This is a genomic window from Alteromonas sp. LMIT006 (genome assembly GCF_024300645.1).
GTDB classification, from domain to species: Bacteria; Pseudomonadota; Gammaproteobacteria; order Enterobacterales; family Alteromonadaceae; genus Opacimonas; species Opacimonas immobilis.
In genome coordinates this window covers 1,063,238-1,077,772 of sequence record NZ_CP101291.1, presented here as the reverse complement: position 1 = coordinate 1,077,772, position 14,535 = coordinate 1,063,238, and the positions used below count along the sequence as shown (strand labels likewise).

Genomic DNA, 14,535 nt, shown 5'->3' with positions numbered 1-14,535 from the left:
AGGAAGAGCATGACAGCGCAATTTGGCTCAGCGACGGATTTTACGTTTGCCCAACTTTCTCCCGATGTGATACTCAATGCCCTTGAGTCCATCGGGATTTATCCTACCTCGGGTTTACTGGCTCTAAATAGCTATGAAAATAGAGTGTACCAGTTTGCGACCGAAGACGCTCGCTATGTGGTCAAATTTTACCGCAGTGGGCGTTGGTCTGATGCTCAGATCCAAGAAGAACACGATTTTTCTCTGGAACTTGAGCGCAACGAAGTGCCTGTCATCGCTCCTTTGTGCATTGCAAGACAAACATTGCATCACTTTGAATCGTGTCGTTTTACCCTATTTCCTTCTGCGGGTGGGCGTCAACTTGAAGTCGATAATCTTGACCAACTTGAAGTGGTCGGTCGCTTTTTAGGACGTACGCATCAGATTGGGCAAGCAAAGCCCTTTGTTCATCGCGCTGAGTTTTCCACGCAATCTCATCTGCATGAGCCCTTTGCTATTTTGCATGAATCAAGCATGATCCCAATGCATCTGCGCACAGCGTTTTTTGCCATATTAGAGCCTGTGGTCAATGAAACTGCCGCTCGTTATATCACGACACCTCACATTCGTCTGCATGGCGATTGTCACCCATCGAATATTTTGTGGCGAGATGGCCCGTGCTTTGTTGATTTAGATGATTGTCGTCAAGGCCCTGCCATACAAGATCTTTGGCTGTTGCTCAATGGTGATCGCCAACAACAGTTATTGCAGCTTGATACGCTGGTTGGCGCATATGAAGAATTTGCGGATTTTGACCACAGTCAGCTGCCTTTAATTGAGCCCCTGCGGGCAATGCGCATGGTACATTACATGGCTTGGTTAACTCAGCGGTGGGCAGATCCTGCTTTTCCACAAGCCTTTCCATGGTTTGCCGAAGACAAATATTGGGAGCATCAAATACTCGCTTTGAAAGAACAGTTGGCAGCGCTCAATGAACCTCCACTTAAATTAATGCCATAAATTAAAAAACGGTGTACTCGAAAAGTGTTGATTGAGGTAGTGAAAAAACAAAGTGAGAAACCGATAACAAATAAGTCAAATTCAAGTATACTACGCCCGAATTAGGTGCTGACTTAACGTCAGATAATCGGGAAGGATGTGCAAATCATCCACTGCCCCCGCAACGGTGAACGCGCGTTCGCATTTTTGATATCGCCACTGTGTCTAACGACATGGGAAGGTAAAAATGCTCGTCAGTATTTATATACTGACTCGTGCTCAGTCCGGATACCGGCCTAACTCCGATATCTCTGCAAGTGGCAGATGGATACACATCACTCATAGGTGCGGTGGGCACTTAGTTGATTGGATACATTTTTCATGTTTAGTTCTATAAAATCCTCCGTAGCGCTTGTTGCGTTTGCGACCTCTTTTTCTATTCAAGCACAAACACCTTTGCAAAATGACACCGTTGACACTATAACGGTGACGAGTTCTCGTTTAGCGATCCCAGCTAATGAACTTGCTGGGTTTCGCCAGATCCTCACCCGAGACGACATAGAGCGTTCTCAAGCACAGTTTTTAAGTGATATCCTACCAACCTTTGCCGGTGTTGATATTTCAAATAACGGCGGTACAGGACAATTTGCCGAGTTGAGAGTGCGCGGTGGTGAAACAAACCATTTAGTCGTTCTACTTGATGGCATCCAAATCAACGACCAAGCCCAAGGTGGTTTAATCGATCTTGCCCATATCCCATTGAGTAGCATCGAAAGTATTGAACTATTGCAAGGCACCTCTGGTGCGCAATGGGGTGACGGGGCGCTCAGCGGTGTATTATCTATTACGACCCTCGTTGCCGACAGGAACCAACACACAGTAAACATTGACTTAGGTTTACACCGCACAGCAAATGTTGCATTGACACAAACCATCAAACAAGACAGCTATCGTCATAGCTTAAGTGTCTCCGCCTACCACACCGATGGACAGAACATCTCCGTGGTCGAAGGACAAAGGGAACGCGATGGCTATCAAAATATGCAGTTTGTCTACAAGCCAACTATTCAACTATCTGACGCTTCACAATTGCAGGGGTTTCTGCGCTATACAGAATATGTCACAGCATTTGATGAAACTGATTTTGCTGTGACTGGCTTGCCAATTGATGCAGACAGTGAATCGAATGGGGTTAAACAAACCTTTTCACTGCATTACACTCAAGCACTCAGTGACAATGTTACCCTCAATGCGCAGTGGCAAAATCAGCGTGATGCAGTCAAAAATACCGCGAATGGTGCCTTGACTAGTGCCAGTGATACCGACGAGCATCGCTATTTGGCATGGGTAACCGTTAACCATTCAGATATGGATGTGTCTGCCGGAGTGCAGTTCAGTGATATTGATTTTACACAAAAAGGCCCTATTGGCTTTGGCGATCCGAATCAAGCACAAAACATTAATTCGGAAGCTTTTTTTGCAGATACCGCTTATCGAGTAACGGATGAACTTGTTTTAACCGGCTCCATGCGTTTAACACAAAACAGTGATTTTGACCAAAGCCGTGACTATACACTGGGTGCAAGCTATCACGCTCGCCCTAACTTGAGGGTCTTTGTGCAGAGTGGTCGTGCAAGTAAAAAACCGACTTTTACTGAGCGTTTTGGCTTTTTTGCTGGCACCTTTCAAGGCAATCCAAACCTTAAACCGGAGGTTGCAGACAACAAAGAAATCGGCCTTGCGTGGTCGGCACAAAACACGTCTATCCAGCTCAGTATTTTTGATACTAACCTTAAAAATGAAATTAATGGGTTTGTTTTTGATGCCAATAGTGGAGGCTTTACCGCAGACAATGTCGATGGCACCAGTCAGCGTCAAGGCTGGCAATGGCAGTCGAGTATGGCCTTCGACAGCTGGGATTTGGCAGTGCATTACAGCTATACAGATGCATCAGATGGCTCGGCAAGTGAACTGCGGCGGTCACGCCACAATGCTTCTGTGACCACCAATATCACATTGGCTCCACAGTGGTCTTTACAAGGTCAAGCCTTATATCAAGGGTCTCAGTTGGATCAATTTTTTCCACCCTGGCCCCAACCAAGTCAGATTGTCAAACTCGATGCCTACTGGCTATTTAATATGGCATTGAATATTGAGCTGGATGCCAAACACAGTATTGGCTTATCAGGACGTAACCTATTAGATAAAGACTATTCCGATATTGTTGGATATCGAGGCAAAGAACGCACCTTGCAACTGAGCTATCGCTATCTATGGTAAACAGCCTTGAGCGAAGTAATTAAGTTTACATTCAGACCTCGATTAGTATGATTTGAACAATTCTTAATGAGAGTAAAAACAGTATGAAGTCCCTTTTTCGTTCCATCGTAATCATGTTCGCTGTGGTGTTTTCTACCGCTGCCTGTGCTCAAGCGCGTTATGTTGAAGGTGAACATTATCGAGTCATTGCTGATGACGTATCCGAACAGCGTCAAGTTACTGAATTTTTCAGTTTTTGGTGCCCACATTGCTTTAACTTCGAACCGCTTGTTTTAGAGATGAAAAAGCGCTTAGATCCCGACGTAGAATTTAATAAAATCCACGTTAATTTCATGGGCTTTGCAGGTCGAGATTTGCAAGACGATGTGACGCGTGCGATGTTATTAGGGCGTGCTTTAAAACGCGAGCAAGAATTAAATACTGCAATTTTTAACTACATCCATCGCCAACGTGCTGCAATTACCAATCGCGACGACCTACGCAGTATCTTTGCGGTAAATGGGGTAGATAGCGCTGAGTTTGATAAAAAAATTGGCTCTTTTACCATTACCAGCATGTTGCGTAAAAACAACAAAACGATCGACGAATTTCGTAAATTCGTTTCAGGTGTGCCAAATTTCATTGTTAATGGCAAATACCAAGCTACATTCACTAGAGATATGACGCCTGATGACATGATTGATTTGATTGTATTTTTATCTGAACTAAACTAAAGACGATTTAGTTGAAACTTGTGCCGGTACGCAGTGTGTATCGGCTTTTTTTTATCGGCAATCACTAGTGGCGAGACTATGACTGGGATCACTGATCTAAACACGCTTATTGCTTCGATGGCACCTGAGTTAGACTCAGAAACATTTGTTTTTGCAAGTGTGCTCCATCCGACAGCCAAAATGTACTCATTGGCAAAAGGCATGTTTGTCGAAAAAGAAGGCGTGACTTTAATTTTACAGGAAACTATTGCTCACGAATTAGAAATAAAGGCCGATGGCCCTTACGCTTGCATAACTTTAAATGTGCATTCTTCACTAGAAGCTGTTGGCTTAACTGCTGCGTTTGCTCAAGCACTGTCTAAAGCAAACATCAGCGCTAATGTGGTCGCAGGATATTATCACGACCACATTTTTGTGGCGAAAAGAGATGCACAAGATGCGATGAATGTGCTTAAGGCATTGAGTGATAGAGCAACGCCTTAGCGTCGCCAATTTTGTTCAATCAACACTTTGCCGTCTTCGGCAATGATTTGCAATGTGGCATTGATTGGGTCGGTATCCCAATCAATCGTCAGCATACCAAAATTCGCTATTGCATGCGCTTCACTTGCTCGATATTGATTGGGAGAGATTTGCTTCCATTCTTCAGTCATTCCAGAGGCTGTCATATCCACTAGATCAATGTCGCCTACAGTCCGGCGAGAAATTTCTGACCAATGTGTATCGCCACTGATAATCAGTAAATTATCTAACGCCAAAGATTGGATCAACCCATACAGCCTACTTTGATCAGCTTTAAAGTTTGCCCAAGCTTCCCATCCGGTAAAATCTGCAACAACTTGTAAACTGGAAATCAAGATTTTCAGGTCTGCTGGCTTAGCCAATTCTGTCTCTAACCACTGCCATTGCTGTTCACCTAACATCGTCGCCTCAGAGGCATCTATGATGCGGTAAGGCCCTTGGTCGTTAGGCAAGCGATTAACGGTATAGTTGAGCTTATTCACAGATTCTAATGGTGTTCGATTGTAGCGTAAATCTGGCAAAATAATGTGAACTTTGCGTTTACCATCATCAAACATGTAACTCGTGTAAGCTCCATCCTCGCGCATCCGGCGCTCAGAATGTTTAGGCTCACCGAAAAAATCTAGCATAATCTGTTTTGATTCTGCCTTTTTAGGATATTCAGCACCAGCGTCGTTTTCTCCATAATCATGATCATCCCAGATCCCAATAACTGGCGTGATCGAGCGCAGTTTCGCAAAGCCTGGTTGTTGTGCTAACAATTGATATTTGTTTGCTAATTCTTGCATATCTTCGGTATCGCCATAGACATTATCGCCCATCAACACAAACAAATCAGGGTTTTGCGCCATGACATCATCCCACAATGGTTGTGGTTTATTTTCTTTGAGACAAGAACCAAATCCGATACGAGTAAGACTCTTTGTTTCATTTACCGGTGTAATCTGAGCTGTGGGGGTTAAAACGGGAAGTGGCTTCCCTGCTTTTGGATTAAAGTCACGATGATCTATAGCAAGAGTGGCTAACACGGTTGCTGCAAATTGATTCAATGAATACGTTTCTGTAGAGCGAACAATACCATGTTGAGCGATGTTGGGACCCATAGCAGCAAACCATACCTGATCTGCGTCGACGATCCCTTCTGGAAATTCAGGCTTTAATTTACTCATATAGCCATCGAGAGACGCTTTTGAAGCATGATGTGTCCAGTCTAATTGAGTGGTTCCTCTACCGTGATCGGTCGTCAAAAGGATATTCGTGTTATCCTTATATTGTGGAATGGATTGTAGTAACTCCCACAATGATTTAATAAAACTGTCACTGCGGTGAGCCGCTTGAAGATACTGCACATATTCTCCATCATGGGCAAAATCATCAGTTTCACCTAAAGCAACATAGATGATATTCGGTTGGTGTTGTTTGATGTATTCTTGTGTAAAGCCATGGGTAAAGGCATCTAAACGCACGGTGTACCAAGGAGATGGGATCTGAGATTGCAGCTCTGCCAGCCAATGTGCATGCTCTGACGCATCGTCCCAGTTAACCCCGGTAAATCCAGCATTAACCACAAAGTCATTGCGCTCAGTATTGATAATATATGGAAATACGTCCCAACTACCAAAGGCAGCGACATGATGATTTTGTTTGTGTAAATACTCGAGAAACGTCTTATTTTGATTGAACTCAGATGCGTTTGAGTCAATTTTATCGTCGGCAACGCCCGTTAAAATTTCATTGTATCCGGGATATGAAAACCACCAAGCATTGCTCAGGGACATTTTGGAATCATTGCGGTGATCACCAATAAGGGTTCCTTTTTGGGCAATCTCAGACCAAAAAAACGGCATCAAAGCAGCTCTTCGTTCCTCAATCGTACCTTGGCCATATCTTGCCATAACCGCATCGCGTACCTGTGGGTTGTCTTCCGTTTCTAATAATGTTTCATCGACACCATAAAATAGCTCTTGCCAACGCAGTCCATCAAGCGTAACGACCAATACATTATCCGCAGCCTGGGTATTTAGTGATAATAAACAAAAGAGTGTGATTACTATAGGACGCATACCTTATCTCCAAATAAAAAAATGTCCCACAACCATCCGGAAGTGGGACTGTTCCAGGGAACAAGACAATCCAAACTGTTAGAAAGTGAAGTTCACATTTAATGCTGCAGTACGAGGCGCACCAATCCATGCCGATTGTCCCGCAACGCCACCTAAATAGCTCTTATCAAATAAGTTGTTGACGGTTAAACGCACTTCGGCATTTTTTAGACCTTGAGCAAAGTTTTCTAAACTCGCACCGATATACAAATCAGATACCATATAGTCATCAATGCGTTGTGAATTCGCCGCATCCATCCAACGCTTACCAACGTATTTATTGGATAAGCCAGCAAAGACACTATCTTTGGCATAGTCAATCGATAATACGTACATGTCTTCTGGCGAACCAAATACGGTGTTACCTTGAGGGTAATCTAATGAACCATCCGCATACTCAGATTCGTTTGCTGTATAGGAACCATATACCGCCCAGTTATCATTGAGATATACCGTTGCGGATAACTCAAAACCAGTGGATTCAATACCGCCGACATTGACGTATGAACCGTTGGTACCGACTAAGTAGTTAATCGCATCCGGTGAGTCTGGTGACAAGAAGACTAAGCGGTCTTCAAACGTAATGTCATAGAAGGTTGCTGAAGCATTGATCATGTTTGACGTGTAACGCACACCCAAATCAATGTTTTCTGCTGTTTCAGGTTCAATCAAATCAAAGGCTGATGCGTCGCGCTCTAACACTGTGTCTTTGACTGCCGCGAAGTTTTCCGCATACCCAGCAAATATTTCTAAACCGTCAACACCCGTTTGTGCCACTAAACCTGCGTTTAATAACAAGTCAGAATCAGAGTTTACGTCAATTGAAGTATTCGCGAAGTTATCTTGCGCTTCTAATTCCACCAAGAACTGTTTTGCACCAATACGCGCTTGTACGCCACCAAAATCCATTTCGTTTTCGATGTAAAACATCATGGTTTCAACTGGGAAAGTACGGTCGTACTGCTTCCAATAAGCAACGTGGTCGAACTCATAGCCTGTCTTAGAATCCAGCATACGGTGCCAGTCACGGTATTCGCCACGCTCGTAATCTTCGTACCAGAAACCACCGCGTGTGGTGTTGACAATATCACCAATCATGGAATCGTAAGCAAAATCTACGTTGATACCAACGCGGTCTTTTTCATAATGTGTATGACGATATGATCCAACCGGAACCGCACCAGCGCCATAACATAATGGGTCATACTCTGCGCCTGCGCCACCGTAAGGGAAAGTAATTGAGCCTTGGCATTCTGTATTCGGTGCCAAGGCTACACCAGCATTGTTAACAAAGAATAAACGACCCAATGGTGCGCCGCCCAGAACAGTTCTATCCGTCGTCACTTCTGATTCGGCATTACCTGCACCATCATCTGTAACATTAACGATATACGGTGGCACCCAATCACCGCGACCTTCGTTGCGATGCATGTAAGCATTGGCTTTCACGGTTAGGTTATCTATTGCATACTCTGCTTGAAGATAAGCAAAGAGGTTTTCGCGCAAAGTCGACCAGCCGCGACGATATGCCTGGTCAACGTATGGAATTCCCGTCCATTCTGATGTGAGACGGTCCCACTCAGGGTTTTCTGCAAACTGTCCAAGGCTGATACGTTGATAGTTATCTTCATGCGTGTCGTCAAAAGACACATATCCAGTGTAGGTCATTTGACCTTGTTCGCTGACCATTTTGGCAGCCATGTGGAAACGGTCATTTTCAGCGGATTGATCAATCCAATCAGAACTTTGCGATTTGGAAACAGAGAACCATGCACGGGTGCCTGACGCAATCTCACCAGTATTAATACGTGCAAAGGCCTTTTGCGCCCCAAAATCGCCAATAGAGAAACTCGTTAATACTTCTTGCTCTTCGGTTGGGTTAACGGTGGTGAAGTTTAATGTGCCGCCTAGTGCTTCGTTTGAGCGAGAAGCAATATCAGCTGTACCTTGAGAGACGTCTACACCGCGAAGGTTTTCGGTGTCGATGTAACGGTTGGCTTTGGCACCACCGCCATAATTTGAGTTACCGTTCGCAATACCATCGATAGTAATACCGATTTGTTGCTCGTCTAAGCTCAACTGAAAACCACGAATTGACACAGTAGTAGACCAATCATCCGCTCCGAAGGTGTCCCCTTCGTTGACCAATACACCCGGAAGGTTGTCAATAACAGCTAACGCACTAGTTAGAGTAGATTGTTGAAGTTGCATTTCTTGAGACGTGGCACTGTTGGCAAAAGACACGCTCTTGCCAACCACGGTGATCTCATCGATGACTTTATTTTCTTCTGTTGTATCAGCTAATACTGAGGCACTTAGTGCAACGCCAACTGCAATAGCTAGTGGTTGTAATTTTGTCATGGATATTCCCTAAGTATGTGAGTTTAGTTGCGCACATTGTGAGGGAGATAAATGACAAATTGTTTTCTAAACAAAGGCAGTTTGATGAAAGTTCTGCGTAAATTTGATGTCACAACGATGACAAAATCATGACAGAACTTTTGTATTTAGCCTAGCTCGTCCGTCGCTACTTTGTAGCGTGGATCTTCATTGACGTTGATCTCAACGTATTTAGATGCTTTTCGCAATAACGTCGCACACTCTGGCGAGATATGCCGAATATGCAATTTTTTGCCTGCTGCTTCATATTTATCCGCAAGTGAATCCAAAGCATCTATTCCCGATGAGTCCCAGATCCGAGACTCAGCAAAATCCAGTACGATGTCTTTCGGATCGTTCTGAATATCAAACAGCGCTTTAAAATGCGTTATCGAACCAAAGAACAAAGGCCCATCTAACTCGTAGACTTTCCAATCATCGCCATCAGTATGGGTTTTGGCGTTGATATGCGTAGCGTGTTTCCATGCAAAGACCAGCGCAGACACAATGACACCTACTATAACGGCAATGGCGAGGTCAGCAATAACCGTCACGAATGTCACGAGAAATAAGACGAAGGCATCTTCTTTGTTGACGCCACGAATGATGCGGAAACTCGCCCATTCAAACGTACCAATCACCACCATGAACATCACACCGACTAACGCTGCAAGCGGGATCATCTCAATCAATGAAGAGGCAAATAAAATAAAGCCCAACAAAACCAGTGCAGCGGTGATACCGGATAATCGGCCACGACCACCAGAATTGATATTAATCATGGACTGACCAATCATCGCACAGCCCCCCATGCCTCCGAAGAAACCATTGACCGAATTGGCAACCCCCTGGCCAATACACTCTTTGTTGCCGCGACCGCGCGTATCCGTCATCTCATCAATCAAAGTGAGGGTTAATAGCGATTCAATTAGACCTACAAGCGCCAAAATGATCGCTGTTGGCAGAATAATATACAGGGTTTCAAGCGTGAATGGGACTGCTGGGATTGCAAAAGTTGGCAATTCCCCCGCCAGCGTTGCGGTGGCTTTTTCGGCCTCCGGTAACATGTCACGCACAAAATCAATCACGGTCCGTGAATCAACGCCTAAGCCATGAACAATGGCCGTGACAATGATAATCGCTGCTAACGAAGACGGTATGGCTTTAGTGAATTTAGGCAGAAAATGAATGATCGCCATGGTTAAAGCGACGAGTCCAAGCATGATATAGAGCATCTCGCCTTGCATCCAAACTTGAATACCTTCAGCATTGAACACTTTGAATTGACCCAGCTGCGCTAAGAAGATCACAATCGCTAGGCCATTTACGAAGCCGAGCATCACCGGATACGGCACTAGCCTGATAAACTTACCGAGTCGAAATACGCCAGCCAATATCTGTAGTACACCGGCTAGCAGAACCGCCGCAAACAAGTATTGCACCCCGTGTTGCGCAACCAAAGCCACCATGACAACTGCCATTGCGCCAGTGGCACCAGAAATCATGCCAGGACGACCACCTATCGCAGACGTAATCAACCCCATCATAAAAGCGGCATAAAGACCGATCATCGGCTCAACCCCTGCAACAAAAGCAAAAGCTACCGCTTCAGGGACCAAAGCTAAGGCAACAGTAATACCAGAGAGTACATCGTTTTTGATGTTGCTGTGTTTAAAATCGAACATAAATTTTCACGCGCTTGTGTATCTATCAATAACCGCGCGCAGGGTAGCACAAATCACCCTCGACTTCTGTTAATTAAATGTAATCCGAGGGGAATTACTTCAATCATCAATTGCGCAAGACATGTTCTAGCGCCATAATGTTCGCTTTACTTCAACGAGAAAAATATGTCCTCTGCCGTTATGACCGCGCTCATCGTGGTCGGCCCAGTCATTTGTCTAATCATGGTAGGTGTGTGTCTTAAACGCATCGGCTTTGTGTCGGATGCGTTTGTCGATGATGCGTCTAAGCTAATTTATAATATTTCGTTGCCTGCGCTGTTATTTAACAGCATCTATCAAGCGGATTTTGCCACCGCAGCCAATACCAACATGATCTTGGTGAGTGTATTAGGTACGATTGCACTCGTCGCACTGTTTGTCGTTATTTGTCATTTTATCGTCGCACAACGGGTTGATCGCGGTGTCGTGGTGCAAGGTGCGTATCGTTCTAATATTGGCATCGTTGGTTTGGCATTAAGCGCCAATGCGTATCCGAGTTTTTTTGCCACGGCATCGGTCTTTATGGCCTGTACCACCCTTATCTATAATCTGCTAGCCGTTTTATTACTGAACCATTACACCGACAAAAATCATTCCATTAAAGACAACCTTGTTGCGCTTGCGAAAAACCCCATCATAGGTTCTATCGTCATTGCACTTATTTTTTCATACTTTTCCTTGAGTTTGCCTGTGGTGGCAGAAGTCAGCCTTGCGTATTTTGCCCAGCTCACTTTACCACTTGCATTAATCTGTACCGGCGCCTCTTTGCAGTTTTATGCTATGAAGTGTGACTGGTTTGCTCTGGTTTTGGCCAATGTGGGTAAATGTTTAGTTTACCCCGCCGTTATTCTTGCTGTAGGTTACTGGATTGGCCTTGATCCAATTGAGATGGGCATTCTTTTTATGATGTGTGCGTCGCCGACGGCTGCGGCGAGTTACATCATGGCCAAGAAAAATAATGCCAATCCGGTATTAGCGGCCAATATCGTTGTCACTACCACTCTTGTCGCCATCCCCATAATGATGTCTACACTTGTGCTGTTAATTGCAATTGGGGTTGTCGCTCCGGCACAAACAGGATAAAAGATGAACCCACGTTTATGGATGTCAGCCAGCATTGCATTTTTTGCCTATGCTTAAACAAGCGAGTTTAATTACAAGTATTCACATCATAAAGAACACGCCCAATATTATATTAACGATACTTCCCTCTATAATATTTAGTGGTATTTATGGTTACATTTATACTTTCTCATTAGCAAAAAATAATTAATTTACAAATTATTTACATTGCTTTTAAATATTATTTATTGTTAGACTAGAGTCTTATAGCAACACCAATGGAAGAACCAATGCAGGATTCGCATACCCATCAAAACCATTGCTTAGGCGAACCCAAAGCAATGCGTTTTTCAGGAATCACTTCTGAATACTTTAGTATTTGGCTTTCCAACCTTTTGCTTTCTATTGTCACTTTAGGTATTTACAGTGCTTGGGCCAAAGTCAGGCGCTTACAGTATTTCTACAACCACACCTACCTTGACGATTATGCATTTGGTTATCACGCCGATGGATTACAAATTTTAAAAGGACGATTGATTGTTGTTGCAACCTTAATATTTTTAAATGTAGCAGCGACTTTTTTTCCCGCTATTTATATATTTCTAATCATTATTTTATTTTTCACAATCCCTTATTTAATTAATCTATCACTCGAGTTTAATGCAAAAGTCACCTCCTATCGCAATCTTAGGTTCCAATTTAGAGGCGATTATTGGGAGGCGTTTTTAACCTTCCAAATCATGCCTTTGCTCGCCCTATTTACGCTTGGATTGTTAGCCCCCGTTGCGGTCAAAAAAGCCTTTGATTATGTATATAATGGTTTGGCTTATGGCGGTAAAAGAGTCTCTGTTGAATTAACTTACAAGGCCTTTTATAAGGTGTATGTGCTTGTTGTAATATCTCCCCTTTTACTAATAGGTTTACTCGCTGGTTTTGTGGTGCCAGCAGAAGCGTCTTTTGCCCTTGGCGTGATTGCGGTCTATGTAATGCTATTTTTAGTGTATGTGGTGTATCGTGTTTGTTGCCTCAAACTGGTGTTTAACAACTTAAAATTGCCCAATAAGATCGTTTTTTCATCAAGTATTTCCTCTCCACGTCTTCTGTGGATTTTGTTCTCTAATATTGTTGCTATTGTCTGTACTATTGGATTAGCTATCCCATGGGCGCAAGTCCGCAAATCACGTTATCTTTGCGCCAATATATACACACAAACCAGTCCTGATTTTTCAGATTACATCGGTACCGCACAAAAAGAGCAATCATCCATTGGCGAAGAGTTTGCTGACTTTGAAGGCATCGAGTTGGGGTTATAATGATCCGTGGAGAATACTTTGCTCCAGCATCAGCGGTTACCATTCCGGCTGATTATGATTGGCAACATAAACAACTCATTTTATCAACCGGTGCTAAAATTCCGATGTCCGTTGAGGGGTTTCAAGGGCGGCACATCTACTTCGATAATGGCGCTAGTTTCGTTGCGGAATTAAAGTTACCTGAGGCATTTGTCAATTCACAGCGAAATAAAGTTCAGCAAGGTATTGCTGCGTTAGAGTTATTTTCCTGGCGTAATGTTTTATTGCTGATGAGTGGCTTTGTTGTTCTGATTATTGCTTTACGTCTTGCGTTGGTCTTTGCCACCCCTGTTGTGGTGAATCTTATTCCCATGTCACTTGAACGTGAAATCGGAGAAATGGGGTATAACCGCATCAACAGCATGCATTTCGAACCTTCGCGTATTCCGCTAGACAAACGCTTAACCATCATCGAGATGTACAAACAATTGCATCGCCATAGCCAAATTGCTTCTCGGCCTGAGTTATTTTTTCATTCCTCAGATACCATTGGCGCCAACGCGCTCGCCTTCCCGGGCGGCCCCATTGTGGTGACGGATGATCTGGTTAACAAGCTTGCCAAGCCTGAATTAGTCGCGGCCGTATTAGCGCACGAACTCGCTCATATTGAAGAGCGTCATTCGATGCAACAGATTGTGCTGGTCTCGGGTAGCCTGGCTATTGCTTCAGTCATTTTTGGGGCAGAAGAAGGCATTTCTGAGGATTTTTTGGCGGCGATTGTGAATCTGTATGCGTTCCAGCACAGTCAAGATTTTGAACTGGCTTCAGATGCCTATGCACATGACCTATTGGCGAAGGCTGGGTTTTCGCAAAGCCTAATCAGTGAAGCACTCGCGACTCTCTTGCACGAAATGCCCGATGAATCAGAGACTTTATGGTTTTCGACTCATCCCGCCAAAAGAGAGCGGTTGGAAGCGTTAGAAGCGCACTCACTAAACTCGAACTAATTGCACAAATTCGTAGTTATGTGGGTTTTTGTCATCCGCTTGATGTGCCACACGAGAGACTTCTCGCCACTGTCCGTATTGGTGCCAATCAGGGAACTCCGTATCACCAGCCACGTCAACATCAATAAAGGTCAAATGCAAAGTATCAGCATGTTCGATTAAAGAGGCATAAATTGAGCCTCCGCCAATGATCATGACCTCGTCCTCGGTTGCACATAATGCCAAAGCGTCATCGATACCATGTGCGACATCAGCATCGCTTAGTTGATATGAGCTATCTCTTGTAATCACGATATTGCGCCGGCCAGGTAGAGCCTTCCCTATTGATTCATACGTCTTGCGACCCATGACGACAGGCTTGCCCATTGTGGTGGCTTTGAAGTGTTTTAAGTCTGCCGGCATATGCCATGGCATATCATTATCTGCCCCAATAATACGGTTGTGCGCCATTGCGACTATCATCGACATTTTGCTCA

11 protein-coding genes and 1 riboswitch are annotated in these 14,535 nt (G+C 44.1%); of the genes, 7 read left to right on the top strand and 4 right to left on the bottom strand.

Annotation, left to right across the window (positions count from 1 at the left end; translation table 11 throughout):
- The first annotated feature begins 9 nt into the window (after positions 1-9).
- From NLG07_RS05035 to NLG07_RS05020, 4 genes are all read left to right on the top strand, one after another.
- Positions 10-999, top strand: coding sequence for a serine/threonine protein kinase (locus NLG07_RS05035; RefSeq protein ID WP_254856601.1), 990 nt, complete (start codon positions 10-12; stop codon positions 997-999).
- An 86-nt stretch (positions 1,000-1,085) separates the two neighbouring features.
- Positions 1,086-1,293, top strand: a riboswitch (cobalamin riboswitch).
- Positions 1,294-1,359: 66 nt separating this feature from the next.
- Positions 1,360-3,258, top strand: a complete 1,899-nt coding sequence (locus NLG07_RS05030; RefSeq protein ID WP_254856600.1) for a TonB-dependent siderophore receptor — start codon at positions 1,360-1,362, stop codon at positions 3,256-3,258.
- Between the two features lie 83 nt (positions 3,259-3,341).
- Entirely contained in the window at positions 3,342-3,971 is a 630-nt protein-coding gene (locus NLG07_RS05025; protein WP_254856599.1) for a thiol:disulfide interchange protein DsbA/DsbL, read from the top strand.
- Positions 3,972-4,049: 78 nt separating this feature from the next.
- Positions 4,050-4,454, top strand: coding sequence for an ACT domain-containing protein (locus tag NLG07_RS05020; protein ID WP_254856598.1), 405 nt, complete (start codon positions 4,050-4,052; stop codon positions 4,452-4,454).
- On the opposite strand, the gene NLG07_RS05015 is transcribed toward NLG07_RS05020, so the two are convergent.
- From NLG07_RS05015 to NLG07_RS05005, 3 genes are all read right to left on the bottom strand, one after another.
- Positions 4,451-6,556 carry an alkaline phosphatase D family protein gene (locus NLG07_RS05015; RefSeq protein ID WP_254856597.1) on the bottom strand — a complete coding sequence of 702 codons (2,106 nt, stop codon included), beginning with the start codon at positions 6,554-6,556 and terminating at the stop codon, positions 4,451-4,453. The two genes, NLG07_RS05020 and NLG07_RS05015, sit on opposite strands and share 4 nt — an antisense overlap.
- Before the next feature lie 78 nt (positions 6,557-6,634).
- Positions 6,635-8,956 (bottom strand): TonB-dependent receptor, encoded by a 2,322-nt coding sequence (locus tag NLG07_RS05010; protein WP_254856596.1) that lies wholly within the window; start codon positions 8,954-8,956, stop codon positions 6,635-6,637.
- 146 nt (positions 8,957-9,102) lie between these two features.
- The gene (locus tag NLG07_RS05005) at positions 9,103-10,659 is read right to left on the bottom strand and encodes a SulP family inorganic anion transporter (protein ID WP_254856595.1); all 1,557 of its coding nucleotides are present in this window, start codon (positions 10,657-10,659) and stop codon (positions 9,103-9,105) included.
- 165 nt (positions 10,660-10,824) lie between these two features.
- On the opposite strand from NLG07_RS05005, the gene NLG07_RS05000 reads away from it, so the two are divergent.
- The 3 genes from NLG07_RS05000 (at position 10,825) to NLG07_RS04990 (ending at position 14,059) form a co-directional block, all read left to right on the top strand.
- On the top strand, positions 10,825-11,781 hold the full coding sequence (locus NLG07_RS05000; protein ID WP_254856594.1) for an AEC family transporter: 957 nt from the start codon (positions 10,825-10,827) through the stop codon (positions 11,779-11,781).
- 269 nt (positions 11,782-12,050) lie between these two features.
- The gene (locus NLG07_RS04995; protein ID WP_254856593.1) at positions 12,051-13,073 is read left to right on the top strand and encodes a YjgN family protein; all 1,023 of its coding nucleotides are present in this window, start codon (positions 12,051-12,053) and stop codon (positions 13,071-13,073) included.
- Positions 13,073-14,059, top strand: coding sequence for a M48 family metallopeptidase (locus NLG07_RS04990; RefSeq protein ID WP_254856592.1), 987 nt, complete (start codon positions 13,073-13,075; stop codon positions 14,057-14,059). Before NLG07_RS04995 ends, NLG07_RS04990 begins: the two co-directional genes overlap by 1 nt.
- On the opposite strand, the gene folA is transcribed toward NLG07_RS04990, so the two are convergent.
- On the bottom strand, positions 14,045-14,521 hold the full coding sequence (gene folA / locus NLG07_RS04985) for a type 3 dihydrofolate reductase (RefSeq protein WP_254856811.1): 477 nt from the start codon (positions 14,519-14,521) through the stop codon (positions 14,045-14,047). The two genes, NLG07_RS04990 and folA, sit on opposite strands and share 15 nt — an antisense overlap.
- Positions 14,522-14,535: the final 14 nt, after the last annotated feature.

Excerpts from the sequence above, each read along its gene's own strand:
- folA (WP_254856811.1), bottom strand. The coding sequence starts at position 14,521 with ATGATAGTCGCAATGGCGCACAACCGTATTATTGGGGCAGATAATGAT.
- NLG07_RS05005 (WP_254856595.1), bottom strand. The coding sequence starts at position 10,659 with ATGTTCGATTTTAAACACAGCAACATCAAAAACGATGTACTCTCTGGT.
- NLG07_RS05030 (WP_254856600.1), top strand. The coding sequence starts at position 1,360 with ATGTTTAGTTCTATAAAATCCTCCGTAGCGCTTGTTGCGTTTGCGACC.
- NLG07_RS04990 (WP_254856592.1), top strand. The coding sequence starts at position 13,073 with ATGATCCGTGGAGAATACTTTGCTCCAGCATCAGCGGTTACCATTCCG.
- NLG07_RS05000 (WP_254856594.1), top strand. The coding sequence starts at position 10,825 with ATGTCCTCTGCCGTTATGACCGCGCTCATCGTGGTCGGCCCAGTCATT.
- NLG07_RS05015 (WP_254856597.1), bottom strand. The coding sequence starts at position 6,556 with ATGCGTCCTATAGTAATCACACTCTTTTGTTTATTATCACTAAATACC.
- NLG07_RS04995 (WP_254856593.1), top strand. The coding sequence starts at position 12,051 with ATGCAGGATTCGCATACCCATCAAAACCATTGCTTAGGCGAACCCAAA.
- NLG07_RS05010 (WP_254856596.1), bottom strand. The coding sequence starts at position 8,956 with ATGACAAAATTACAACCACTAGCTATTGCAGTTGGCGTTGCACTAAGT.
- NLG07_RS05035 (WP_254856601.1), top strand. The coding sequence starts at position 10 with ATGACAGCGCAATTTGGCTCAGCGACGGATTTTACGTTTGCCCAACTT.
- NLG07_RS05020 (WP_254856598.1), top strand. The coding sequence starts at position 4,050 with ATGACTGGGATCACTGATCTAAACACGCTTATTGCTTCGATGGCACCT.
- NLG07_RS05025 (WP_254856599.1), top strand. The coding sequence starts at position 3,342 with ATGAAGTCCCTTTTTCGTTCCATCGTAATCATGTTCGCTGTGGTGTTT.